The organism is Chryseobacterium sp. MYb7 (assembly GCF_002979455.1).
Taxonomy (GTDB): Bacteria; Bacteroidota; Bacteroidia; order Flavobacteriales; family Weeksellaceae; genus Chryseobacterium.
This window is the reverse complement of record NZ_PCOU01000011.1, coordinates 94,616-119,409: the sequence shown is the minus strand read 5'-3', so window position 1 is coordinate 119,409 and position 24,794 is coordinate 94,616. Positions and strand designations below refer to the sequence as shown.

The window sequence follows — 24,794 nt, the reverse complement described above, 5'->3', positions numbered from 1 at the left end:
GTGTTTTCTCTTTTGCTGAAAATTGCTTTTATCATGCTCAATATGATAATGTTCATCCATATTTTGTTATCAAATTTTAAAAAAATAAATGATGAAAAATTTTGAAGATTTTGCATGCCAAATATAATTTTTGAAGGAAAACAATCAGCTGTATAAAAATTAACAGGCAGAATTAAAATTGATAAAAAAGAGACATCATTTTTGAAAAATATTCAACAGTTTAAAAAATATCACTATGTTTGTAGTGATAAAGATTTAACCTTTATCTATAAAATTCATCTTTATAGGAAGTGTAACAAAAAACGAGAATGATTAACTAATTGAGCAAATAATAAGTATGAAAAAAAATATTTCTTTATTTCTGATGCTTTTCTTTACTGTGCTTACTTTTGCACAGAAAACGGTATCAGGAAAAATCACAGATGATGATGGGGTAGCCATACCAAGTGCCAGTGTGACTATAGAAGAACCTGGTAAAGATGCTATTCTGGCTTACGGAATTACCAATTCCAAGGGAGAATATAAAGTAACTTTCACCTCCGCAGAATCTAATGTAGATCTTAAAGTGAAAGCTTTCAATCAGAAACCTCTTACCAAGCAAATCAGCAATAGTGATCAGAACCTGAATTTCAAAATGCAGTCTGAAGCCACAGAAATTAAAGAAGTACAGCTGAAAACAAAAATGATTACCGCAAAAGGGGATACCATTTCATACGATCTTAAAGCATTCAACAGTAAAAACGACAGAACCCTGGCAGATGTAATGAAAAAGATGCCGGGAATTGAAGTAAATCCCGACGGAACAGTCCTATATCAGGGAACTGCCATCAATAAATTTTATGTAAACGGAAAAGACCTTATGGAAGGAGGTTATGGAACCATCAACAACTCTCTTCCAAAAGATGCAGTACAGAAAGTAGAAGTTCTAGAAAATCACCAGCCGGTAAAAATCCTTCAAGACAAAGTACCTTCAGATCAGGCAGCCATCAATATCAAGCTGAAAAACTCCGTTACCATGACAGGTAGAGGAGAAGTAGGAACGGGCTTCGGAGATCCATGGCTTTGGAATGTAAAGCTAACCCCCATGTTTTTCGGACAGAAAAGCCAGTGGGTAGTCAATTACAAAACCAATAATATGGGTGAACAGGTGGAAAATGAAGGGAATATTCTGGCTTTTGGTAGCTCATGGGAAGGAAGAAGAAGTAATATTTCACAAAATAACTGGTTAGATGTAGAAAATGCAACGGTACCAGATCTTCCGGTAAAACGATATTTGATGAACAGTGTTCATTATCTGTCAGCGAATTATCTTACTAATATTGATAAAAAGAAAGAATGGGAACTTAAAGCCAATGCAAACTATACTAATAATGCAGTGGAAAGAGAGTCGAATAGTATTACCAGAGATATTCAGCAAGGAACACAGTATAATACAAGATTCCTGAACAATTTCTATACAGATAAATTGAAAGGCGAATTGATATTCACTAAAAATGCTAAAAAAGGATTCTTTAAAAATACTACCACATTTTCTCAGTTCTGGAACGCAGACAGAGCTTTTGCGGAAAGAAATGATAAAACCGGCTCTAGATTTGGAAATGAAGCTTTAGAGTCACCTACTACATCCTTTCAGAACTCTTTAAGTACAATCATTCCTTGGAAAGAAAAAATGGTGAACTTTAAGTCTTATATAAGTTATCAGGATGATAGACAAACATTAGAAATTAGCCCTGCAAATTACTTGCAGTTTCCTTATAGGGATTCACTTAAAGGTCCTTTAAAGACAATAGATTTCACACCTGGAAGTACAGCTTTACAATATTTTAGAATCAAATCTTTAGACACTTCACATTCTGCAAATATCAGTTTCTCTACAAAGGGATGGACATTTACACCCCAAGTAGGATTTGATCTTTCAACTGATAACCTGACAACAAACTTTGATGGAAGTACAGTAGGAAATAAACCGGATTTTGCAAGTTTAGCTTATGAAAATGATTTGAAATTCACGAGAATCAATCCATCAGCTTCCGTGGGAATTAATTATAAATCTGAATCATGGAGCTTATTTTCAAGCTTTCCGGTAAACTTCAACCATATCAAAGCCGAAGATGCTTTTAGGAATGTTTCCAAATCATTAAGTAAAGTAACATTTACGCCAAATGTTTTTGCTCAATATTCATTTGCTTCATTCTTTAAAGCGAGTGTGAATGCAGGAATCAGCAATAATTTTGGAGATATTCAAACTGCTTATGCAGGATATATTCTAACAAGCCCGGGAGGGTTTAATGTGATGAATCCTAAAAACCCAATACCAGAAACCAATACAAAAAATGGAGGTTTAAGATTGGAGTACAGAAATCCATTGAACAATCTATTTTTTAATGTAGGATACAGACTAAGCGATACAAAAAATAACTTATTGGCATCAAGTGCAGTCAATGAATTAGGATTTAGCGTTATTGAATATATAGAAAGCGAAAATAAAAGAACAAGTAATAGCTTTTATGCTGAAATTGGAAAATACTTTCCAAAATTCAAGACAAATGCATCATTAACATTTAATGATACCAGTTCAAAATCACAATCAAGAAGAAACGATCAGGATATCAATACAAAAAATAACGGAAATACCTTAGGGTTTAAATTCAATAATACCTATTTTTCATGGATGAGTGTTGATTTCAATATGACTAAATCTTGGAATAAACAAAGCAATGGAATTATCCAGAGCGACCTTGGAAAGACAGAAAACTACACTCATAATTTGAATGTATTTTTCTATCCTTTAGAAAATCATACGATTGGCTTTTATTGGGATCAGATCAACTCAAAACTAGGTCAGACAAAATTAAACAATGGCTTTTTTGATGTTTCCTATCAATTCAGCTGGACTAAGAAAAAAGTTGACTTTGAATTGAAATGGATGAATATTGCAGACAGAAAAGTATTTGAAAAAATAAGTGTTGGGGATGCAACAATTACACAGACTACAATGCAGCTCCGCCCTAGCCAGGTAATGTTTACCGTAAAATTCAACTTTAAATAAAATAAAAACCAATCCATCCGGATTGGTTTTTTGTTGAGATATAATGATGTATTAAAATTAAAAACTTTGCTGGTCTGCTGAAGGCCCATAGCTTCCTGGCAAAGGAATATTATTCAGTCTGTAATACACTCCCAGCTGGGCCCTGTGATGGGTAATCTGGTTTAAAGCATGGCGAATCGCTCCGTATTTGCTCCAGCTTGCCAGTTCGTGGCCGTCATTTTTAATAGTCCAGCTGGGATTCAGATCGTCTTCTGTACTGCTTTCAAGAGCCTTTTTGCCAGCCTGATAATCATCTTCCAGCTTTTTCATAAGATCTTCTTTTGTAGAAAGGATGGTTGGTTTGTAGTCTCCTTTGCCAAAATCCAGCTCGGAAGTATTTAAAATGGTATTCGGCCATTCAAAAACTTCCACAAGATGAGTAGCAAGAGGCATCAGTTTCATACTTTTTTCATGAGGAGCGAAGTCATTTTTTCCTTCTGGGAACAGTTCAATAAATTTTTTGGTGGTTTGGAACTCTCCCTCCAGTTCGGATTTTAATTGAGATAACGTGTCCATAATATTTTGTTTTTTAGAAACTTAAAGGTAAGTGTTTTAAAAATGAAACTGTTTTAAGAGAATCATAATTTTTTAATCATCACAAAATATAAATTGGAGAAATATGTTGCCCAGAAAATAAAATTTCAAAAAAAGTGTAACAAAAGAAGACATGTGAGTACTAATTATATAAAACTTGCTATAATGAAAAAATTACTTTCTATATTTCTTATCACTCTTTTTGCATTTGCAGGAGCTCAGGAATCAAAAGAAACCGCCAACCGTTTCTTTTATGAACTGACTTTTAAACCCAAGAAAGATTCGGCAAAACTGGATAAGATCATTACTATCCTTGATATTACTCCCAAAAAATCAATATATCAGGATTATACAATTCCAGCTCAAGATTCCATTATTAAAGTTGCAGTTGACGAAATGGAAAAAACAAAAAGCTGGAAGGATATAACGAAGCTTATTAAAATGCCTAAATTTTCATATAAGATTATTAAAACTTATCCTGAAATGAAGGAAAAGTATGTTGATAGAGTGAGTATGAATTTATTTGGTTATGATGATGATATTAAATTCAATTGGAACATTTTATCAGAAAAAGAAAAAGTAGGAGAATATAATACGCAAAAAGCAACTACAGAATTTGGAGGAAGAAAATGGATAGCATGGTTTAGTACAGATATTCCTTTTCAAGATGGGCCATACAAATTTTATGGACTTCCTGGGTTAATTGTTAAAATTGAAGACTCTGAGAAAAACTACTCTTGGAAACTAAGTGGAAATAAAAAGATTGAAAACTATGAAGAAATGTCCAATTCAGATAAGATCAATGCAAAATATGGAGTTCCTCAAACCGTAACTCCTACAACAAAAGATAAGTTTGAAAAGGCTTATGCTAGCTTTAAACAAGACCCTATGGCTGAATTTCGTCAAAAGATTACTCCGGAAATGATGAACATGAAAATGCCAGGATCTGATATAACAATTGGAGAAATGGCAAAAAAGCAAGAAAAAATGGCTAAAGATTTTTTTAATGCTAATGACAATCCAATAGAAAAAGAACAAGCTTCTGAAAAGAAGAAAAAATAAGCATTCATATCAACTAAATTATATTTTGAATCAACCCAGATACAGCAATGTATTTGGGTTGATTTCTTTTATTCCAAACGTTATTTAGATTAAATTTAAATAGCGTATATTTGCAGGACTAAAAATTAGGCTTTGAAAGAGAAAGGATTACATAAATTAAGTGGATTCCCTAAAAACAAAATGGGGAAGATATTGGGGTATGATAACGACCATCTTAAAATGCCCAATAAAATCATTGAAATGGGGCTTCTTCCGGAAACCACTTTCAGAATTTTGTATCAGGCGCCGTTCAATGGGCCTATGTATGTGGAGTTTGGAGCAGAAAAAAGCCGGATTGCTCTTCGTGAGGAAGAAGGAGATTACATCATTGTTGAAGAATTGAATTAATGCAGGAAAACAAGAAAAAACAGATACTTTTAGTCGGAAATCCTAATGTAGGAAAGTCAACGGTTTTTAATACGCTTTGCAACAAAAAGCAGAAGACCGGAAACTATGCCGGCGTTACCGTTGCAAGCCATTCGGGGAATTATTCTTATAAAAACGAAGAAGTGGAAGTAATTGACCTTCCAGGCTCTTACAGTGTATACCCGAGTTCAGAAGATGAGGCTATTTTTTCCAAATATCTTATCGATGAACAGAAAAACTACGCGGGAGTTGTTTACATTCTTGAAGCATTAAGTTTAAAAAGAGGACTGCTTTTGTTTCAGCAGATTCAGGATCTTGGTATTCCGATGATTCTGATTGTCAATCAGATTGATCAGGCAGAAAGAAGAGGAATCACCATAGATATTCAAAAGTTTTCTGAAGCATTAGGGATTAAAATTATTCAGACCAACGCCAAAGAACATATAGGAATTGACGAAGTAAGAGAAGCGGTTTACAATAACGAGTTTGTAAAAACAAATACCCTTTCTTTTGAAACGCCTAACGAACATAGAGATTTTATTCAAAAACTGGCGGCACACAAAGGTTTCGACAATGAATATAAAGCCTGGATGAGCCTTTCATTGGGCGGAGATCTGGGAAGGATAAGTTCTGTAATGGAACAGCTGAATGAACCGGATTCTAAAAGCTTGGTTCCAAAAAGATTACAGGTTCAGGAAACCGTTAGAAGATATCAGAACGTAGACAAAATACTGGCTGATGTCATTTCTAAAAAAGCTCAGTTCAAAGAATTGTTAACCGAAAAACTCGATAAAGTTTTAGTTCATAAATTCTGGGGATATATAGTCTTTTTACTTATCCTGCTGGTAATTTTCCAAAGTGTGTTCTTCCTTGCAGAATATCCAATGAATTGGATTGAAAGTTCCTTCTCATGGCTGGCAGCATTCACCAGCGAACACCTTCCCGAAGGACCAATTAATTCTTTGATTTCAAACGGAATCGTTCCCGGAATTGGAGGAATTGTAGTTTTCGCCCCTCAAATCGGAATCCTGTTGTATTTCCTTTATCTGTTGGAAGATTCAGGATATATGGCAAGGGTTGTATTTTTGATGGACAGATTGCTTCGTCCGTTCGGACTTAACGGGAAAAGTATTGTTCCGCTGGTATCAGGAACTGCCTGTGCTATCCCCGCAGTAATCTCTACAAGAAATATTGAAAACGTAAAAGAAAGACTGCTGACCATATTAGTAACACCTTTTATGACATGTTCTGCGAGACTTCCGGTATACAGTATTATCATCGGATTGATTATCTCAGAAGGAACATTTTTGGGAATAAAATATAAAGCACTGGTTTTGATGGGAATGTATCTCCTTGGCTTCCTTGTCGCTTTATTCTCAGCAGCTATCCTTAAAAGATTTATTAAAAGTAAAGGAAAAACATATCTGGTGATGGATCTCCCTGCCTATAAAAAACCACTTTTCGGATATGACCTTAAAATGGTTTTAGGAAAAGTCTGGGACTTCATTACCGGAGCCGGAAAAATAATTTTCATTGTAAGTATCATCATCTGGTTCCTGAGCTATTTCGGGCCAAGCCAGAAAACAAACGAATTTGTGGCTGCAGATGTTCACCTGGATCATTCTTACCTTGCTAAAATGGGTAAAGGAATAGAACCTGTAATCGCTCCCCTTGGTTACGACTGGAAAATGGGCGTAGGAATTCTTACAAGTTTCGTAGCGAGAGAAGTTTTTGTAGGTACAATGTCTACCCTTTACAGTTTGGAAGATGATGCTCCGGAAGTAAAAGTAATTGATAAAATGAGAAGAGATGTAAAACCCAACGGAGAAAAAGTCTTCAGTTTTGCAACAGGAATTTCTGTTCTTCTTTTCTATGCATTTGCAATGCAGTGTGTTTCTACACTTGCAGTAGTCTACAGAGAAACCAAAAGCTGGAAATGGACCGGCTTTCAGGTAGTCATGATGACAGGTTTGGCATATTTTGTGTCGATGATAGTATACCAGATTTTAAAGTAATGGACTCATCATTAATTATTCAGTACGTACTTATTGCATTAATTGTAGCATTCGCCTGTTACTCATTATTTAAAGTACTTAAAAAGAATTTCGCACCCAAGAAATTCAGCTCCAAAAGAACCAACTGCGACAAAGACTGCGGTTGTTCTTAATATTGTATTCATCGGATAATTGAAAAAAATGTAGTAATTTCATTTTTCTAATGTAAATTATTCGGTTTGAATTTTTTTAAAGCAGGATTAGCTGTATTATTTTCTTTATTTGTCTTTCAGGTAAAAGCACAGTCGGATACCATAAATACCAAGTCTTATGCAGACCAGGTAATGATTCGTGTGAATCTTGATACCAATATCGAGAGCTATGTCTTTACAGAGGGAGAAGGAAAGAATGCAAATCAAACCATCCTGTCCATCAACAATAAAACAAAAACATCCCTTTCGGTCGATTATAGAATCATAAGTGCAACACTGTCATTTGCTCCCAGGTTTTTAGAAGGAAATAATGATGACAATATGAAAGGGAAAAGTTCCTATACCGATTTCAGTTTCAGGTTTTTTCCTGGTAGAATCATCCAGAATCTATATTATAAAAATGTAAGAGGCTTTTATGTGGAAAATATGAAAGACCTTTTCCCGCAATGGGAGGAAGGAAGAGATCCGTACCTTCAGTTTCCTGATCTTAGAGTACAAAGTTTTGGAGGTTCTACCTCTTATATTCTTAACAAAAATTTTTCAGCAAGAACAGTCTACACTCAGGGTGAATGGCAAAAGAAAAGCAATGGCAGCTGGGTTCCTTTTGTAGATTATGATCTCACCATTTTCAGAAATACCATTGACGGAGTAAAAGACAAAGAAACCCAATACAATATTGGAGGTAATATCGGATATTTCTACAATTGGGTACTTGGGACAAAAGTAAATATCTCTCCCTACCTGGCTGTTGGAATTGGAGGAAAATTCTCCAGTTACAGGGATTTTGAAAATGGAGGAGTAAAAGAAAATGCGCAGTACGCTACTATAAGAATGCAGGGAGGTCTGCACGTAGGTTATAATACAGATCGCTTTTTATTCGGAGGAAAAATGAATTTTAATGCCAATTCCTACGATCAGAAAAACAACCAGACCGTAGAGAATAATAACCTCTATGGCCTTTTATACATAGGATATCGTTTTGCACCACCGAAAGTTGTGAAAAATACCTATGATAAAATCCAAAAAAAGATTCCCATTCTATAAGTTGAAAGGTCTTTTAAGTATCTTTGCTCTGGAAAACTTAGAAAAACTATAAATTAAAAACATAATGTCGTTAATAAAATCTATTTCCGGAATTCGCGGAACCATCGGTGGAAAAGTAAATGATAACTTAACACCACTGGATGTGGTAAAATTCGCATCCGCATTCGGAACCTGGCTTCAGAATAATAAAAATAAAAAAGACCTTACCCTTGTCATCGGAAGAGATGCCAGAATTTCTGGACAAATGGTTTCTTCCCTGGTAACAGCTACTTTACAGGGATTGGGAATCAATGTGGTAGACCTAGGGCTTTCTACAACACCAACAGTTGAAGTAATGGTTCCTGAGCTGAATGCAGACGGAGGAATCATCCTTACCGCTTCCCACAACCCAAAACAATGGAATGCCCTTAAGTTATTAAACGAAAAAGGAGAATTTATCACTGGTGAAAACGGTGCAGAGGTACTGGCTTTGGCAGAAAGTGAAGATTTCAACTATGCAGAAGTAGATGATCTTGGAAAATACGAAACAAGAGATGATGCTTTTGATATCCATATTCAGCAGATTCTGGATTTACCAATGGTAGATGTGGAAGCTATCAAAGCGAAAAACTTTAAAATCGTTCTTGATGCGGTAAATTCTACCGGAGGAATTGCGATTCCTATGCTTTTGGATAAATTAGGCTGTGAAACCATTAAATTATACTGTGAACCAACCGGTCACTTCCCACACAATCCTGAACCATTAAAAGAACATTTGGGAGATATCTGTGAATTGGTGAAGAAAGAAAACGCTGATTTAGGAGTTGTAGTAGATCCGGATGTGGACAGATTAGCTCTGATTGATGAAAAAGGGGAAATGTTTGGTGAAGAATACACACTTGTAGCCGTGGCTGATTACCTGTTGAAAAATAAAAAAGGAGCTGCAATTTCCAATCTGTCTTCAAGCCGAGCATTGAGAGATGTAGCAAATGCCCACGATTCAGAATACTTTGCAAGTGCTGTAGGAGAAGTAAACGTTGTTACTTTGATGAAAGAGAAAAATGCAGTGATCGGAGGAGAAGGAAACGGAGGAATTATCTATCCTGAATTGCATTACGGAAGAGACTCTTTAGTAGGAGTAGCCTTATTCTTAACTCATTTAGCCAAAGAAAACAAAACGGTTTCCGAATTAAGAGCAGGATATCCAAGCTATTTCATGGGTAAAAAGAAGATAGAACTTACACCGGAAATTGATGTAGATGCTATCTTAAGCAAAATGGAGCAGGAATATCAGAATGAAGAGGTTTCTACCGTAGACGGTGTTAAAATAGACTTTGAAAACAATTGGGTTCACCTTAGAAAATCCAATACAGAGCCGATTATCAGAATTTATACTGAAGCGAAATCTCAGGAAGAAGCAGATCAGTTAGGAGATGACATCATTGCTAAAATCAAGAGTTTAATCTAAAAATAGACGAAGAACGGACAATGTGTCCGTTCTTTTTTTTATCAGGAATGTTTGAACATATCAAAAAAAGATTTCCTTTCCCCAAAGAAAAATGGAGAAAATTTCTTGGCAGCTTCGAGCGCATGGAAGTTCCTGCCAAAACTTTACTTTTAAAAGAAGATGAGGTTTCCTATAATGCCTATTATATTGAAAAGGGCATCGTCAGAGCATGGTATAATAACGACGGAAAAGACGTAACCTTCCAGTTTTTTCTTGAAAATACAATGTTCTCTTCCCTTGAAAGTTTTAAAAAAGGATTGCCGAGTATGGTATCGTTTGAAACCATAGAACCATGTATCTTATACAAAATCAATAAACCTGATGTGGAAGCTTTCCTGGAAGAAGTTTATGAAAATCCGGAGCTCAGAAACCTTTTTATGGATGCTCTCTTCGAAAGGGTCTTCGACTATATGAAACACTTCTTTTCATTCATTAAAGACACGCCGCAGCAGCGATATCTGAATCTGGTTAAACAAAAACCGGAGATCATCAGAAGGGTTCCTCAGCATTATATTGCTTCCTATCTCGGGATTACTACAGTACATCTCAGCAGAATCAAAAGCAAAATATTGAAAGAAGGACTTTAATAACTCCCAGCCTCCCTCTTCCAGCTCCCCTTTCCAAAACTGATAACAAATGTTATCGCTCCAAATCCTTAATCCCTCATAATTTTGTATAAAAATTAAAAGAATGAAAGCAGCAATAGTATTTGAAAAAGGAAGTATTCCTCAATATGTAGATTTTCCGGATCCTGAAGTACAGGAAAATGAAGTTTTGGTTTCCGTAAAAGCAGCCTCAATTAAAAACCTGGATAGAGCCAGAGCCGGAGGAAACCATTATTCCACAGAAAATCAGGAACATCAGCCGACAATTATCGGAACAGATGGAGCAGGATATCTGGAAAATGGAGATAAAGTCTATTTTTTCAGTAAAAAAGGAACCGTATCCGAAAAAGCTGCAGCAGATAAGAAAATGATCATTCCAATCCCTGAAGAACTGGATTTTTCCTTAGCTGCTGCACTGCCCAATGCCGTTATGGGATCAGCAATGGCATTAAAATTCAAGGCAGGAATACAAAAAGGGAATACAGTTCTGATCAATGGAGCAACAGGAATTACAGGGAGAATTGCCGTTCAGGTAGCCAGATTATACGGAGCCCAAAAGATTATCGTTACCGGAAGAAATGAAGAATCTTTACAGTCTTTACTTGAGCTGGGGGCTGATGAGGCTGTTTCTCTAAAGATGACCGATCATGATTTTAAGCAAAAAATAAAAGATATTCATAAAGAACCCCCTATAGATATTGTTTTGGATTATATCTGGGGACATTCTGTAGAAATGATCTTGTCTGCTTTTAAAGGGGATGGTTCCTTTTCTCATAAAGCCAAACTGGTAAACATAGGAGGAATGAGCGGAGATACTATTCAGTTGTCTTCACAGATTCTCAGAGGTACGGATATTCAGATTTCAGGATCTGGGCTGGGAAGCTGGACGAAAGAAGAATTTGCACTTCTTTTTTCAGAAATCATTCCGGAAATGTTTCAGGCAGCCGTAGACGGAAAAATAAAAATGGAAACTCAGGACATTGATATAAAAAATATCGAAGCTGCGTGGAATAATGAGATACAAAGCGGAAAACGTCTTGTGATAAGAATTTAACCCCAATTTCCATTTTTTTATCCACAATCCTTTTATCGGGTTTCTTTTTTTACTATTTTTATAATAGAAATTAATGAAATGGAAAATTCAAAAAAAAGTTGCAACTTTGCATAAATATTTGAATATCAGTTTCAGATGTATTATTAACTAAACGTTTGCCGAGGTTTGTAAGTAAATTCAAGCGTTGGGCCGACAAAGAGGACACTATTGGAAGAGTATTTTGGAAATGAACTTGTAAAAAAGTTCGAGGAAATGATGGAAAACAATGACGAATTCTACTTCGATACCGAAGAGTTAGAAGACATCATCGTTTATTATTTGGAGCTGGGTGACTTTAATTACGCTGATATGGCGGTAAGTTATGGTCTGAAGCTTCATCCCAATTCGTTGGATATCAAGATCAAAAAACTTGAAATCCTTTTGGAGTGGGAAGAGTATAATACGGCGAAAGAACTTATTGACGAACTGAAAGGTGCTTCTATGGAGCATACAGACTTTTTGGTTTGCTATGCCAAGTATTATTCGAACTTAGGAAATCCCAGAAAATCCATTGAAATCTGCAAAAAGGCTTTGACATTAGAGGAAGAAGAAAACTTTCTCCACAACTTTATTGCGGATGAATATGTGAATCTCGGAGATCCTTTTAACGCTCTTAAACATTACAGAAAAGCACTGAAGGAAGATCCTACGGATGAATATTCGCTGGAAAACGCTATGGTGTGTTTCAGTGACCTGAATAAGAGTGAGGAGGCGATTGCCTTTCTTAATGAATATTTAGACGAATTCCCTTATTCTGAAACCGCTTGGTTTGAATACGGACAATTCTATTTCAACAGAAAAAATTATGATGAAGCCATAAGAGGGTACGATTATCTGTTAGCAATCAACTCAAACTCTGTGGGAGTATATGCTAATAAATCGGCTTGTTATGAAGCTTTGGGACAATACCAGAAGGCCATTGAGACTTATGAGGAAATGCTGGAGCTGGAATATACAAAAGCATTTACTTTTTATAAGATAGGATTGTGCAACAAGGCATTGAAACAGCCTATTTTAGCTTTAAATGCATTCCAGAAATCATTGAGAGAAGACCCTCAGTTTTATCTTGCCATGATGGAGCAGTCTTATCTTTACGAAGAAATGGGCGGAATGTCTGAAGCATTGCATTATGCCAAAGAAGCTACCCAGCTGAATGAAAACAACCTTGACTATCAGAAAAGGCTTGCGTTTTTATTCATTGATTCAGGGAAGTTTGAAGAAAGCCTTGCCTGTCTTAAAAAACTGGTAGATGCAGAGCCTTCAAGGTTCTACAACTGGTATGCCTATTCAGAAGTTTTGATGTTGGTAGGAGAGTACGAAGATGCGGTCACTGTTTTGAATAGTGCCCTGAAAAAACATCACCGAGCTGAGCTTTTTTATCAGTTGAGTAATTGTTTTTACAACCTGAAAGATCAGGATAAAGGAATGGAATCACTTCAAAAGGCATTAGAACTTGATCCGTCTTTAGCTAAGGATATGCAGAAAAAATATCCTTTCATTAAAGATGAGGTGAAAAAAGTAAAAGCCAGTAAAGTGAGGAAAAAGAACTAGAATCATCTAAAATAAAAGAAAAACCTGCTGAAACGCAGGTTTTTTTTATTGAAAATTGTATTCATAAACAAATTTATCCGGAGCGCTACTGGTTGGGTTCCCATTGATATCCAGCGTTTGTCTGTCCTCTACAGATGGGTAGCCGGCACTATTAAATGTGGTTGTGTATTTATGGGCACTCGTTCCGCTTCCGGTTCCTCCTCCGGCCGTAGTATTGGTGAACTCTCCCTTATAGGTGCTTAAGCTGTTCTTTATATTCGAAAATAACATGCTTACCCCATCACTTTCATTGCCATTGAATATGATTTTGTCAAAGCCTTTTACATTTTTAAAAGGATAGTTTTTATCCGTGTAAGTATAGGTTTCTTTTTCAGTGTAATTAACAGTATTTCCATTTACCGTTCCTGTTCCTGAACCTACATTGCTTACCATATTTCCATTGTTGTAGGTAAATACACTATTGATGGTAGATGTCCCTGCAGTTCCCGAATTCGTTAGTCTTTTTACACTGATCTCAGTCGTACTTGTGTAAGTATAGGTAAATGTAACTGTATTCTCTATTGCTCCGGTAGTAGAATATTCTTTCGTAACAGCTGTTGCCATACGGCCATTGTTATATCCGTATTCAACGGCGCTTTCAAGAACATTATTTTCGTAATTTTTAATACCGGTCACATAATCATCGGTATAAGTGAATTCAATTCTCTGCCCATGATTAATGTTGTTAATCATGCTGATGATTTTGGTTCCGTTATAATTGATCTTCATGACAATACCATCCTTTGTCATTTTTGTAGGAAGAATAACGTTTTGAGCAGATGGGTCACTGTTATCAAAAGGAGTGTCATCAGAACTGTAGCACGAAACTGCACATAAGGCTAAAATACCAAAAAGTAAAGTTTTTTTCATAGTTATAAGTTAAATCACCCAAATATAATTTAATTTATAATATGATTTTATTTTTTTGGATTTGTTCTTAAAAAGATAAGGCCTCCAATAATAATTCCTGCTCCTATAAATTGTAAATAAGTCAGCTTTTCACCATCTAAAATTCCCCAGATAATAGCTACTATAGGCATTATTAAAGTAACTGTGGAAGCGAAAAGAGGAGAGGAAACCTTCAGCAGACGATAATTCATTGTCATTGCCAGGCCGGTTCCGAAAACAGATAGGAGACTCACAAACATAAGCCCCATCAGGTTATCTTTTGAAAAGCTGAATTCCGAAAAGAATCCTGTACTTGTCAATGCTATAACGGACGGAAATAATAAAACAAATGAGAATACAAAAGCAGATAAGACTGTGGAGGAAACTTCCATAAGTTTTGATTTTACAGTGGTTGTGCTCATTGCGTAACATAGAGTAGCCAATAACAGCAGCAATATGGGAATCATTTTCAATTCTCCACTGTCACCATCACCAAAAGCCAGAATGCAGACTCCTGTGAAGCTTATTAACGTTCCTATAATCTGTTTTTTGGTCGTTTCGAATTTCCATACCAATCCACCTACAATAATCACGAAAATAGGCATCATTGAATTGATAATCCCTGCAATACTGCTGCTCACCTCAGTTTCCGCAATCGGGAACAGGAACATTGGGATAAAACTCCCTGTAAAAGCAGCCAAAATGAGCCACTTCAGATGTTTTTTAGGGAAAAGCTTATAATTGGAAATCGCAACCGGAAGTAAAATAATCCCGGCAATAAGAACCCTTAAAGAGCCTACCTGATACGGATTAAAATGCTCCAGGGATTTTTTAATCAGAATAAAAGATGATCCCCAGATAATACTCAGGATAATCAGAAGAACCCATTTTTCTTTATCTGCGTTCATTATTTTCGTGTAAGATTTTTAGAAACTCTTTTTTAGGAATCATTTTTGCACCCAGGCTTTCAAGATGCTCGGTATGTGATTGGCAGTCAATGAGTTCGAATTTGTCTTTGTTGCTTTCTACAAAATGAATAAATCCTGCTTTGGAAGCATTGCTTACCTTAGCAAACATACTTTCTCCACAAAAAACATTCCCGATTTGTAACCCATAAAAGCCACCTACAAGCTCTCCTTCTTTCCACACTTCAATGCTTTTGGCCAGACCATATTCATGAAGCTGGATAAAAGAATCCATCAGTTCATCAGAAAGCCATGTACCTGACTGTCCTTTTCTTGTTGCCTGCTGACAGTTTCTGATTACTTCCCTGAAATTTTGATTTTCTGAGAAAGTAAAAACATTTTTGTTCAGTATCTTTCTCATAGATTTTGAAACCTTTAATTCTTCCGGAATCAAAACAAACCTTGGATCCGGGCACCACCAGAGAATTTCTTCTCCAGGATTGTACCAGGGAAAAATACCCAATTGGTAGGCAAACCAAATACGTTCTACAGACAGGTCGCCCCCAAAAGCAACTACTCCCTCATGCCCCTCATGCAGCTCAGGGTCGGGAAATGAAATCTCGTTTTCGTCTAATCGAACCATTTTTTAGAAAAAAAATCCCACTTCAAAAAGCAGGATTTATATTTGATCTTTATTCTTTAATTAGAAAGGTAAATCATCATCATCGTCTCCGGCAAACGGATTTTCGTTAGAAACGGGAGATGCGGACTGCTGAGGCATAGCCTGAGTAGGTTCTGAAGCATTTTCAGAAACTTTCTCTACTCTCCATCCTGTAATAGAGTTAAAGTATTTCGTCTCACCCTGAGGAGAAACCCATTCTCTACCTCTGATATTGATTCCTACCTTTACGTTTTCTCCTTCTCTAAGGTTATCTAATAAACTGATTTTATCAGATAAAAATTCTATGTTTATCGGCTGTGGATACTGTTCTTGAGTTAAAATAACCATTTCTCTTTTTTGAAACCCGCTCGCAAATGTTTGAGCATCAAAAAGTTTCTTTACCGTTCCTTGTAATTCCATATCGTAAATATTAACGATGTAAAAGTAAGAAAATGAAATGTAATAAAAGGTGCCGTGAAAAAAAAATGTAGAAATTTTAATATTTTTTTCTGAAAAGTTTGGTGCTAAAGGAAATTGTCCTATATTTGCACTCACAAAAACGAAGCAAGCTCTTTAAAACTTACAGTATAAAAAAACCAGCGGATGTGGTGTAATTGGTAGCCACGCCAGACTTAGGATCTGGTGCCGTGAGGCGTGGGGGTTCGAGTCCCTTCATCCGCACTATTCTAAAAGAGTCTTTTAGAATCATTGAGAAGGTTGGAACCTCTGGTTCGAATCTTTTTTTTTACCCACACCATGCCCTGGTGGTGGAACTGGTAGACACGCAGGACTTAAAATCCTGTGTCCGCAAGGACGTACGGGTTCAAGTCCCGTCTGGGGTACAAGACCCTCTGTAATATCTTACGGAGGGTTTTTTGTTTTAATAGAGAGTGTTCTTTAAATAAAATATTTTATATTTGTAAGAAATATAGCCGGAATCTGTAAAAAGAGAATGGTAAATCTGCGGATGTGGTGTAATTGGTAGCCACGCCAGACTTAGGATCTGGTGCCGTGAGGCGTGGGGGTTCGAGTCCCTTCATCCGCACTATTCTAAAAGAGTCTTTTAGAATCATTGAGAAGGTTGGAACCTCTGGTTCGAATCTTTTTTTTTACCCACACCATGCCCTGGTGGTGGAACTGGTAGACACGCAGGACTTAAAATCCTGTGTCCGCAAGGACGTACGGGTTCAAGTCCCGTCTGGGGTACAAATCCCTCTGTAATCTGATTACGGAGGGATTTTTCGTTTCTAATAATCACAACTATATATTCAGACTTATTTATAAGATGTGTTTCAACCATAGCCACTTTGATTGATCTGTTTATAATATTAACTAAGATTTCAAAAATTAAGTAACGCTTGCCTTTAAATTTTAATACGTCAAGTTCTGTCGCTTTCCGCATTGATATTTGTAACAATAAAATACAAATATGAAATTCAATACCAAAGTAAGGAATATTCTGTGCCGGATGTTATATAGAATTTAAAATTAAAGATAATCCTGATCCGATATTTGAATTTTTTCCCTAAACTTTGTTTCGATTTTCATGCTGAATTTTTATTAACCTAAAATTTTAAGCAATGAACTATGACAATTATTTTAACGATTTTGACGACTTCGATGAAACGAGTAAAAGAACCCTGCAGTCTTTATCAAATCATTTGCTGTCCAGTGAATCTTTTTTTAGCAAAACATTAAAACAACCCACAGATTTACAAAAAGAAACCTCTTTACCACCAGCTTCGTCTTCGGTTTCAGATATTACAGACTGGCAGACGGATGAATATATTAACCTTGAACTTCTGGTTTCAAAAATTAAATATGCAAACAGCGGGATGCGGGATTATATGTTGGAATACAATCCGAATGAGTACCAATCCAATACTCAAAATAAAAGCATATCTCTTCCAGGCAAAAATTTCATCAGGCTGAAAGCTTATCTGAATTCAAAAGCAGAAAATGTATCTGTGAAATGGAATAAGACACAAATAACTCAGGAGATCGCTGTGAACAAGAAAAAAATCTATTACAGGATCAATTTTTTGTATGGTCAAAGCGCCGAAAAAGCAATTATTTTGGAAACCTGTTCTTATCAGGAATTCAGAGATTTAAATATAGTATTAGGCTATGGTGATATTGATAACTATGATGATGATTATAAATACTTTCTGAAAAACTTCGCAGATGCGCTCAAAAAGCATGAAAATTCTGAATCTCTGAAATTCATCTACGAAAACATTCCTGAAACTATTTTGTCTGGACTTTCTGAGCATATTGACAATCTGAGGCTTTTTAATCATCTTGAAATCCTTTCAAATGGTGATGATTCGGATATTTTCAAAGACAGCAGTTCGGCAGTGATACAGGTTTTCAAAGCCATTGGAGATCCGGTTCCTGTGCTCGCCTATTTCCGCGAAAATCCGGATAAACTGAACAGGATCTATTACAATTTAGACGGGAGCACGGAGTATGATGGTAAGATGCAAACCAACCGGATGATTCTGGCCAATATCATGATGCTGTTTTCAATGTTTGCCAATAATGACAAGCGGAAAAAAGAAGCAAAATCTTTTACCATTGGAAAAGGCTATACAATAAACAGTGATATTCTGGAAAGGGGCATTTTCCAGGGCAGTAATGATCAGTACAGGGATACTTTTTTCTTGCAGCAACAAAAAGAGGTACAGCGAAATGTGAAAATTGTCCCAAAAGAAGGTGATCCCAATGCAACGGAGAACGTTACAGAAGATCTGGATGAAGGGACACAGTTTCACCCTCTGGATATGGTGTATCTTACAGATATCAGCGGAGAGAAAGAAGAAACCTATCTGGTGCCTGCTATTTATCTGAAAGCACTGGCAGATGCAGAAGAATGGGCGGTTGTGCAGCAGAATATCCGTATTGCAGCTAATCTTGTGGCTATTGTAATTGGTGTTGCTACATTGGCCGCGACCGGAAACCCTTATTTTATTTTACTGGCTGCCGCCGATATTTCTTTGGCAGGAGCTGACCTTACCGTACAGGCATTTAAAGAAGAAATTGCTACATATGAAGGAGGAGCAGAATTTCTGGCAGTCTGGGAAGAGATTTATAGGGTGGGAGGTATTGCATTGGCAGGTTTAACTGTTGTAGGCGGTTTTTATAGCGGAGCAGCCAAACTGATCGCAAAAATGGCAGACGGAAGTGCTAAGAATTATCTTAAGACTTTGGTGTTAAAAGCTGTGCTGGAAACCAATATTTCTAACTTCCAAAGGAATACGATAAAAGTGTTGGAACCCAAGGAAATTTTTCTTGGTGCGGAATACAGAGCACTTGGTAACACCATGGCAGAAAATGGAGTCATTTTTTTATATGGACAAAGGGAAGGGAAATTTTTAAATGCTTATGCTCTTGTGTACAAAGGTGAAGTGATAGAAGAGTTTACCAAGGCAGAAATGCATATGTTCTACAAAAAATGGCGTAATTTACAGGGAGAAAAATTAGTAGAAGAGCTGGAGCATTTGGGTGGGCATGTGCCACCAGGTTTTTCTATTGTAGAAACAACCGTTGAAGCAGAGGTAAAAGCATTTATAGTAGGAAAAAAACAATTTTCAAATACCATAATTAAAAACCCTTTTGAAAAAATGAAAGAAGCAATGCCTTACTTTAACCATGAATTGGTAAATAATGTAATAAAGCAGGTTGGTTATGAGAATTGTGCTAATGTGGTAGAAGTTATAATAGGATTTCTTAAAACAGGTGAATTGCGGGTGGCTGAACCTTCAGGATTTCAACCGTTTGAAGACATAATAGCAAAATGTGGAGGAGGTCGCTTTGGTGAAACAACAATTCCTAGCTTAGCAAAAGAAGGTATATTAGTAGAAAATGAAATTGCTATCATTTATGGTGCTAAAAAATATTATCCAAGTGGAAAAGTTGATGGCCATTATTTTGTAGCAGTGAAAAAGGAAAAAAGGTTACATTTATTTGACGGTCAAACAGGAGAATATGTAATATTTGCTCAAACAAGAGAATATGGTAATTTTATCCAAAGGAATTATAAAAAGTTTATGTACACAAAAGCAGGTCAAATAAAACAATAGAATATTATGCTAACAGACAAAGAGACTCTAGTAATAGCAGAACGTTATTTACAAAGATTAAGCAAACGAGGTAAGGATATTGAGGTTATGATATACATAGATGAAATTATTAAAAAGCCTTATGGCAATATTTATTTTTATAATTCAAAAGAATATATATTAACCGGAAATTTTAATAAATCATTGGTAGGGAATGCTCCATTTTTAGTAGAAAAAAAAACGGGGAGAGTGGTTGGTTTCGGCACTGCAGGAAGGTTAGAAGATTATATAACATCTTATGAAAATGGAACATTACCAACAGCTTTAGACACATATTGGTATCCCGATGAAGATCGGTTTGATTACAAGTAAAATGAAAATAGAAACAGCAGTGAAATTACTGCTGTTTTTTATTATTTTTAATACTTCAAAATCACAAAACTGAAAAAAATGATGTTACCAATAAAATTATTAGAACTAAAAGATAAGGAGATTGTAGGATTTAATAAATATCCTGAATTTGTAAAAGCATTAAACAATATCTTATGTGAAACTGTCGAAGTCGTTTATGAACAAGATGAATCGTTTGATGGGTTTTATTTGCTTCCAATAGGAGCAATTTCATGTAGTAATTTTAGAAAGTCAATGATAAATGAAAAAACATTTTTATTAAGTGTCATTAATTCTAGCATATCCCAATATATCGTTAATTTTAAACCAGCAGGTATAACTAATTGGATGCTTTTTAGAAATGCAAGTACAGCGGTAATAGGTAAAACGAAAGTAATTGATAAAATACGTACTCAAAATGAAGTTGCTGACGAAATGTATGAAGATTATGGCTATGATGAATATGTACCTATTCCTTTTGATGGAACTTATGAAACCGTTGCCAAATCTATTTTAAGTTATTTAGAAACTTATGACAAATATTTGAAGAATAAAATCTTATAAATAAATTATATCCAATATGAAAATGAGAACAGCAGTAATTTTATTGCTGTTTTTATTATTTTCAACAACTTAAAAACAACAACACAAAATTGAAAAAATTATGTTAACAGACAAAGAATTACTACAAATAGCAGAGCGTTATTTAAAAAAAAGAGGAGGGGATGGTGATATTGAAGTAATAATATATCCAGAAAGTATTATCAAAAAACCATACGGTAATATTTACCGTTATAATTCAAAAGAATATATTTTAACAGGAGATTTTAATAAATCCTTAGTGGGTAATGCTCCATTTTTAGTAGAAAAAAAATCAGGAAGGGTAGTGTCTTTTGGTACTTCCGGTAATCTAGATGATTATATAAAATCTTATGAAAATGATACTCTAGGATTATGTTTGACTACTTATTGGTATCCAGACGAAGATCGGTTTGTATTAAGGGGATAGCTAATTGTAAAAAAATGTAATTGATATAAAAAAGCCCGAAAAAGCCCTGTAAATAAAGGATTCCTGTTGAAAAAAGCCTAAAAATTGGATTAATCAAAATGTGAAAATTATTACTGTTTAGTACAATTTTAGTACAATAAATGGACTTTCAAAAACTTCAAATAATTTGATACAGTAAGTATAGAACCTTGATGCACCATAATACTACAATAAACAGCCTGAAATCAGCCATTTCAGGCTTATTTTTTACAAAATCACAGACAATAAATTAGAAAAATTATAGCAAAAAATTTGCTTTAGTTTTCAATTTGTTTTTAGTTGGATTATCATTTGGATTGACAATTGCATTAACATTTGGATTAGCAGGACACAGCAAATATATACCTTCAAAAGTGATGCTAAATGCGAAAACAACCCTTAAATAGCAATAAAAAGCATCATAGAAATGTCTTAATTTAATTTTAGCAAAATTATTAAAGCGTTGTATTTATTTGATATTATGCATCTTACAGGTTTGTTTGTTTAGATGCTGATTTAAAAAGATATGTGAGATGCTATTTTGACATTTACATATTGTTTTTATACACGTAACAATAACAGTAACAATTGTTAGCAAATGCTATAAACAATAATAAAGAATTGTTTTAATTAGGCTTTAAAATTTCGTCAAAATCAAATGAGGTATTCATTTCCAATAATTCTTCGGCTCTGAACATCATTCCATTAATGAAACTGAATAAACTACTTTTTATAATTCTACTTAAATGTTCAAACTCATCATGTGTTATTTTTTCTTTTCCAGTTCTTATATTCATTAAAAGTCCATCTAAGCCTTCATAGAATTTTAATTCTCTTTTTTCCTTATTTGTAAATTTATAATTATACTTTTTCAAAATACTTGATATAAAATATAGCATTTTCATATTATCATCAAGTAACATCCCTAAATCTGCAAGTTTAAACGCATATTTATTTACGTTAAGATAATTATCAGCTATCTCAGTATCTTGATTTTTTAAAACTTCATTATTTTCATTGTTTGGATTATACAAAGTGTTACTTGTTTTGTTATTTAAATAACCATCTCTAAGCTCTAACTCTTCCAAATTTACATGGAAGACTTTTTTTATTTTGTATAGTAAATCGGTACTTAAATTATTGTTTCCAACCTCTATTTGAGCTATTGTAGCACGACTTACCCCAAGTTTGTCCGCAAAATCTTTTTGTGTTAACCCTATGTGTTTTCTAAAATTTTTTAAAATTTCATTCATAACATTTTGTTATTTAAATAACATTTTATAATATTGCAATGTTATTAAAGTATACAAATATATGAAAACAAAGGAAAACATTATTCAATTAGGTAGTAGTTTACCATTAGGATCAAAAAAGCTAATAGCCGAATCGTTAGGTATGAATTATAGAACTGTAGATAATATTTTAAAAGGTAAAGAAGCAAGAGTTACTAATGTTATGAAAGTTCTTAAAGAAGCAAAGAGAATTTTAAAAGAATATGAAGACATAACTAATTCTTAGCATACTTATTATGAAACCATTTTACACAAATTATACAAGAACCTATTTCAGGTTGTACAGCGATTATATTGAAGAAAGAACAAAACATTGTCTGTTTTGGGGATTAATGTCTTTTACAACAAAAAGAATTTACAGTAATAAAATTGTGTAACGATGCCAAAATTTTGGAATAATACAAATAAGATCGCTGTAATGGTAGATGAACTGGTTCCAAGATTTTGGAGTAGTCAAAACGTCCTTTCTACAGAGATTAGCAGAAACCGTAATAATCAATACGGAATAAAATCATTACAAAGGGGTTGTAGAAATAGAAAATTGTTAATTGATTTCGATTCATTGCCTGAAAACATTCAGGATGCTTTGGGAGATCCTCGTAAAGTTGAACATGAATTACAAAACTATTATAGAACTGATTCTGTCGCTGTAGATTTTTACACTATGTTCAGACGTCCGGACGGAAACGCATTGATACCTATAGAACAGAAGCGATATATTACAAATGCAAGTATATTAATTGCTTTAATACATCTTAGAGAACAATACATATCCGAAAGGATGAGTTTAGGAATGTCTTTAAAAGGAATAAATGGGATTTTATGTAATAGCAGTAATAGTTTTAATACTTACCTAGAAAGAAAAAAAATGCCTATTCATAACCTCCCAACACATCCTACTCGTTTTAAAGAGACTTTAAATCAGTTTGAAACAGAGTTTAAATACAATGGGAAAACTTTTGATTACAATTATCTATCAATAATAAAAGATGTCGAAGGTAAACGTAAAATCAATTCGTTAAAAGTTGATGAAAAGGTATTAAGCATTTTAACAGGTCTTTTTGCTACTCAACGACATAAACCTACAGCAACAGAAATACATCGGGCTTATGATGCTTTTTTAAAGGGATCTGCACAAGTCTACAACGAAATCACTGGTGAAATTTATGAACCTAAAGAATATCCAAGCCTTTCGGAAAGTACAGTAAAGATTTATTTAACAAAATGGGAAAATAAATCCGCAACATATAAATTGAGATCCGGTGACAGGCAAAAGTATATTAATAATTTCATTCCTCCTCACCAACTTGAAAGACCAAAATTTGCAGGTTCCTTGATTTCTATTGATGATAGAAATCCGCCTTTTAAAGATTTATCAGGTAAAAGAATTTGGTTTTATAATGGGATAGATCTTGGTAGTGAATGTTTTACAGTCTTCGTTTACGGCAAATCAAAAGAAGGAATTATCTTGGATTTTTATAGACAAATGATTAGGAATTATACAGAATGGGGCATCAATATTCCTGATGGATTAGAAGCGGAAAGCGCTTTAAACAGTAGTTTTACAAATACTTTTTTACAAGAGGGCTATATGTTCCAAAATGTGAGAATTGAGGCCAATAACGCAAGAGGTAAAAGGATTGAAAGGTATTTCAGATCATTACGATATGAATCCGAAAAACAACGTGAAGGATGGTTGGCAAGACCGTACTCATTAAGTGAATCAAACCAAAAAAGTACTAAAGAAGCTCCATTGTTACCATATGAAAGAATTGTTGAAGAGTGTATAAATGATATTTACGACTGGAATAATTCCCCGCACTCCGTTGATCCTTCAAAAACAAGATGGGAATATTTTTTAGAAATGCAGCACCCGGAATTAAAGCCGACAAACTGGAAAGCAATTTTACCACATTTAGGCTATCATCAAAAGACATCTTGTAACAGAGGATATATACAATTGCAAGGCAAAGCAAGGGCAATTGCAGAGAATGGAAAAATTAGTTTAGGCGAACATCTTATTAATGTAATGAAAATTATAGAAGGAAAAGAAATAGATGTGTATTGGCTCGATGATAACCGGGGAAATGTTTTAAAAGCTTTAGCTTATTATCAAGGACGTTTTATTTGTGAAGTACAGGAAATGCCAAAATACAACCGGGCTACTATAGAACAAACAGAAGAATGCAGAAAGTCAAGAGAACTACAAAGTTCATATGTTGCAAGTGTTGAAGGATTTATACGACGTCAGGAAAAAGCACTGCAAAGAATTAATATCATTCAACAACCAAAACCGCAACCTAAAAACCGATTTTTTATTCCTGGAATAGAACGCAGAACATTTGTTCCAGCAAATCCTATAATTACACAGACAATTGATATCCCTGATGATGATATCTATAATGTTCCGGCAGTAAGTACGGTTAATTGGCAGAACTCATTTTTTAAATAATCTTA

The 24,794-nt window shown here is 34.8% G+C and carries 21 protein-coding genes and 4 tRNA genes; 19 read left to right on the top strand and 6 right to left on the bottom strand.

The window, feature by feature from the left end:
• Positions 1 to 337 precede the first annotated feature (337 nt).
• Positions 338 to 3,049, top strand: a complete 2,712-nt coding sequence (locus CQ046_RS11085) for a carboxypeptidase-like regulatory domain-containing protein (RefSeq protein ID WP_105702297.1) — start codon at positions 338 to 340, stop codon at positions 3,047 to 3,049.
• Between the two features lie 57 nt (positions 3,050 to 3,106).
• Here CQ046_RS11085 and CQ046_RS11080 read toward each other — a convergent pair whose 3' ends face one another.
• Positions 3,107 to 3,604 (bottom strand): DinB family protein, encoded by a 498-nt coding sequence (locus tag CQ046_RS11080; protein WP_105702296.1) that lies wholly within the window; start codon positions 3,602 to 3,604, stop codon positions 3,107 to 3,109.
• Positions 3,605 to 3,787: 183 nt separating this feature from the next.
• Here CQ046_RS11080 and CQ046_RS11075 point away from each other — a divergent pair, with 183 nt between their 5' ends.
• The 8 genes from CQ046_RS11075 (at position 3,788) to CQ046_RS11040 (ending at position 13,074) form a co-directional block, all read left to right on the top strand.
• Complete coding sequence (locus tag CQ046_RS11075; RefSeq protein WP_105702331.1) at positions 3,788 to 4,684, top strand: GLPGLI family protein; 897 nt, start codon at positions 3,788 to 3,790, stop codon at positions 4,682 to 4,684.
• A 132-nt stretch (positions 4,685 to 4,816) separates the two neighbouring features.
• Positions 4,817 to 5,071 (top strand): ferrous iron transport protein A, encoded by a 255-nt coding sequence (locus CQ046_RS11070; protein WP_034693968.1) that lies wholly within the window; start codon positions 4,817 to 4,819, stop codon positions 5,069 to 5,071.
• On the top strand, positions 5,071 to 7,104 hold the full coding sequence (gene feoB / locus CQ046_RS11065; RefSeq protein ID WP_105702295.1) for a ferrous iron transport protein B: 2,034 nt from the start codon (positions 5,071 to 5,073) through the stop codon (positions 7,102 to 7,104). Before CQ046_RS11070 ends, feoB begins: the two co-directional genes overlap by 1 nt.
• 218 nt (positions 7,105 to 7,322) lie before the next feature.
• Positions 7,323 to 8,339, top strand: coding sequence for a DUF4421 family protein (locus CQ046_RS11060; protein WP_105702294.1), 1,017 nt, complete (start codon positions 7,323 to 7,325; stop codon positions 8,337 to 8,339).
• 64 nt (positions 8,340 to 8,403) lie between these two features.
• A complete protein-coding gene (gene glmM, locus CQ046_RS11055; protein ID WP_105702293.1) occupies positions 8,404 to 9,786 on the top strand; it encodes a phosphoglucosamine mutase in 1,383 nt (460 codons plus the stop codon).
• A gap of 47 nt (positions 9,787 to 9,833) precedes the next feature.
• Positions 9,834 to 10,412 carry a Crp/Fnr family transcriptional regulator gene (locus tag CQ046_RS11050; RefSeq protein ID WP_105702292.1) on the top strand — a complete coding sequence of 193 codons (579 nt, stop codon included), beginning with the start codon at positions 9,834 to 9,836 and terminating at the stop codon, positions 10,410 to 10,412.
• Between the two features lie 103 nt (positions 10,413 to 10,515).
• Positions 10,516 to 11,484, top strand: a complete 969-nt coding sequence (locus CQ046_RS11045; protein ID WP_105702291.1) for a zinc-binding alcohol dehydrogenase family protein — start codon at positions 10,516 to 10,518, stop codon at positions 11,482 to 11,484.
• A gap of 207 nt (positions 11,485 to 11,691) precedes the next feature.
• A complete protein-coding gene (locus tag CQ046_RS11040; protein ID WP_105702290.1) occupies positions 11,692 to 13,074 on the top strand; it encodes a tetratricopeptide repeat protein in 1,383 nt (460 codons plus the stop codon).
• Between the two features lie 45 nt (positions 13,075 to 13,119).
• Here CQ046_RS11040 and CQ046_RS11035 read toward each other — a convergent pair whose 3' ends face one another.
• Genes CQ046_RS11035 through CQ046_RS11020 form a run of 4 tightly spaced genes read right to left on the bottom strand, consistent with a single transcriptional unit; the run spans position 13,120 to position 15,987 of the window.
• A complete protein-coding gene (locus CQ046_RS11035) occupies positions 13,120 to 13,983 on the bottom strand; it encodes a hypothetical protein (RefSeq protein WP_105702289.1) in 864 nt (287 codons plus the stop codon).
• Between the two features lie 47 nt (positions 13,984 to 14,030).
• Entirely contained in the window at positions 14,031 to 14,909 is an 879-nt protein-coding gene (locus tag CQ046_RS11030; protein ID WP_105702288.1) for a DMT family transporter, read from the bottom strand.
• Entirely contained in the window at positions 14,896 to 15,549 is a 654-nt protein-coding gene (gene aat / locus CQ046_RS11025) for a leucyl/phenylalanyl-tRNA--protein transferase (protein WP_105702287.1), read from the bottom strand. Before aat ends, CQ046_RS11030 begins: the two co-directional genes overlap by 14 nt.
• A gap of 60 nt (positions 15,550 to 15,609) precedes the next feature.
• A complete protein-coding gene (locus tag CQ046_RS11020; protein ID WP_105702330.1) occupies positions 15,610 to 15,987 on the bottom strand; it encodes a DUF3127 domain-containing protein in 378 nt (125 codons plus the stop codon).
• 179 nt (positions 15,988 to 16,166) lie between these two features.
• On the opposite strand from CQ046_RS11020, the gene CQ046_RS11015 reads away from it, so the two are divergent.
• The 8 genes from CQ046_RS11015 (at position 16,167) to CQ046_RS10980 (ending at position 21,027) form a co-directional block, all read left to right on the top strand.
• Positions 16,167 to 16,248, top strand: a tRNA-Leu gene (locus CQ046_RS11015).
• Between the two features lie 77 nt (positions 16,249 to 16,325).
• A tRNA-Leu gene (locus tag CQ046_RS11010) sits at positions 16,326 to 16,409 on the top strand.
• Positions 16,410 to 16,530: 121 nt separating this feature from the next.
• Positions 16,531 to 16,612: transfer RNA gene (locus tag CQ046_RS11005), tRNA-Leu, on the top strand.
• 77 nt (positions 16,613 to 16,689) lie between these two features.
• Positions 16,690 to 16,773: transfer RNA gene (locus CQ046_RS11000), tRNA-Leu, on the top strand.
• Positions 16,774 to 17,147: 374 nt separating this feature from the next.
• On the top strand, positions 17,148 to 19,649 hold the full coding sequence (locus CQ046_RS10995) for a hypothetical protein (protein ID WP_105702286.1): 2,502 nt from the start codon (positions 17,148 to 17,150) through the stop codon (positions 19,647 to 19,649).
• A 6-nt stretch (positions 19,650 to 19,655) separates the two neighbouring features.
• Positions 19,656 to 20,000 carry a YrhB domain-containing protein gene (locus CQ046_RS10990; RefSeq protein ID WP_105702285.1) on the top strand — a complete coding sequence of 115 codons (345 nt, stop codon included), beginning with the start codon at positions 19,656 to 19,658 and terminating at the stop codon, positions 19,998 to 20,000.
• Positions 20,001 to 20,078: 78 nt separating this feature from the next.
• Positions 20,079 to 20,582 (top strand): hypothetical protein, encoded by a 504-nt coding sequence (locus CQ046_RS10985; RefSeq protein ID WP_105702284.1) that lies wholly within the window; start codon positions 20,079 to 20,081, stop codon positions 20,580 to 20,582.
• A 100-nt stretch (positions 20,583 to 20,682) separates the two neighbouring features.
• Positions 20,683 to 21,027, top strand: coding sequence for a YrhB domain-containing protein (locus CQ046_RS10980; protein WP_105702283.1), 345 nt, complete (start codon positions 20,683 to 20,685; stop codon positions 21,025 to 21,027).
• A gap of 644 nt (positions 21,028 to 21,671) precedes the next feature.
• Here the strand turns inward: CQ046_RS10980 and CQ046_RS10975 are convergent.
• Positions 21,672 to 22,298 carry a helix-turn-helix transcriptional regulator gene (locus CQ046_RS10975; RefSeq protein ID WP_105702282.1) on the bottom strand — a complete coding sequence of 209 codons (627 nt, stop codon included), beginning with the start codon at positions 22,296 to 22,298 and terminating at the stop codon, positions 21,672 to 21,674.
• A 61-nt stretch (positions 22,299 to 22,359) separates the two neighbouring features.
• Between CQ046_RS10975 and CQ046_RS10970 the strand changes: the two genes are divergently transcribed.
• Both CQ046_RS10970 and CQ046_RS10965 read left to right on the top strand, forming a co-directional pair.
• Positions 22,360 to 22,563, top strand: a complete 204-nt coding sequence (locus tag CQ046_RS10970) for a hypothetical protein (protein ID WP_105702281.1) — start codon at positions 22,360 to 22,362, stop codon at positions 22,561 to 22,563.
• Positions 22,564 to 22,716: 153 nt separating this feature from the next.
• A complete protein-coding gene (locus CQ046_RS10965; RefSeq protein WP_105702280.1) occupies positions 22,717 to 24,789 on the top strand; it encodes a hypothetical protein in 2,073 nt (690 codons plus the stop codon).
• The last annotated feature ends 5 nt before the right edge of the window (positions 24,790 to 24,794 follow it).

Excerpts from the sequence above, each read along its gene's own strand:
- CQ046_RS11050 (WP_105702292.1), top strand. The coding sequence starts at position 9,834 with ATGTTTGAACATATCAAAAAAAGATTTCCTTTCCCCAAAGAAAAATGG.
- CQ046_RS10970 (WP_105702281.1), top strand. The coding sequence starts at position 22,360 with ATGAAAACAAAGGAAAACATTATTCAATTAGGTAGTAGTTTACCATTA.
- CQ046_RS11085 (WP_105702297.1), top strand. The coding sequence starts at position 338 with ATGAAAAAAAATATTTCTTTATTTCTGATGCTTTTCTTTACTGTGCTT.
- CQ046_RS11030 (WP_105702288.1), bottom strand. The coding sequence starts at position 14,909 with ATGAACGCAGATAAAGAAAAATGGGTTCTTCTGATTATCCTGAGTATT.
- CQ046_RS11080 (WP_105702296.1), bottom strand. The coding sequence starts at position 3,604 with ATGGACACGTTATCTCAATTAAAATCCGAACTGGAGGGAGAGTTCCAA.
- CQ046_RS10975 (WP_105702282.1), bottom strand. The coding sequence starts at position 22,298 with ATGAATGAAATTTTAAAAAATTTTAGAAAACACATAGGGTTAACACAA.
- feoB (WP_105702295.1), top strand. The coding sequence starts at position 5,071 with ATGCAGGAAAACAAGAAAAAACAGATACTTTTAGTCGGAAATCCTAAT.
- glmM (WP_105702293.1), top strand. The coding sequence starts at position 8,404 with ATGTCGTTAATAAAATCTATTTCCGGAATTCGCGGAACCATCGGTGGA.
- CQ046_RS11035 (WP_105702289.1), bottom strand. The coding sequence starts at position 13,983 with ATGAAAAAAACTTTACTTTTTGGTATTTTAGCCTTATGTGCAGTTTCG.
- CQ046_RS10990 (WP_105702285.1), top strand. The coding sequence starts at position 19,656 with ATGCTAACAGACAAAGAGACTCTAGTAATAGCAGAACGTTATTTACAA.
- CQ046_RS10965 (WP_105702280.1), top strand. The coding sequence starts at position 22,717 with ATGCCAAAATTTTGGAATAATACAAATAAGATCGCTGTAATGGTAGAT.
- CQ046_RS10985 (WP_105702284.1), top strand. The coding sequence starts at position 20,079 with ATGATGTTACCAATAAAATTATTAGAACTAAAAGATAAGGAGATTGTA.
- CQ046_RS11075 (WP_105702331.1), top strand. The coding sequence starts at position 3,788 with ATGAAAAAATTACTTTCTATATTTCTTATCACTCTTTTTGCATTTGCA.
- CQ046_RS11045 (WP_105702291.1), top strand. The coding sequence starts at position 10,516 with ATGAAAGCAGCAATAGTATTTGAAAAAGGAAGTATTCCTCAATATGTA.
- CQ046_RS11020 (WP_105702330.1), bottom strand. The coding sequence starts at position 15,987 with ATGGAATTACAAGGAACGGTAAAGAAACTTTTTGATGCTCAAACATTT.
- CQ046_RS10980 (WP_105702283.1), top strand. The coding sequence starts at position 20,683 with ATGTTAACAGACAAAGAATTACTACAAATAGCAGAGCGTTATTTAAAA.
- aat (WP_105702287.1), bottom strand. The coding sequence starts at position 15,549 with ATGGTTCGATTAGACGAAAACGAGATTTCATTTCCCGACCCTGAGCTG.
- CQ046_RS10995 (WP_105702286.1), top strand. The coding sequence starts at position 17,148 with ATGAACTATGACAATTATTTTAACGATTTTGACGACTTCGATGAAACG.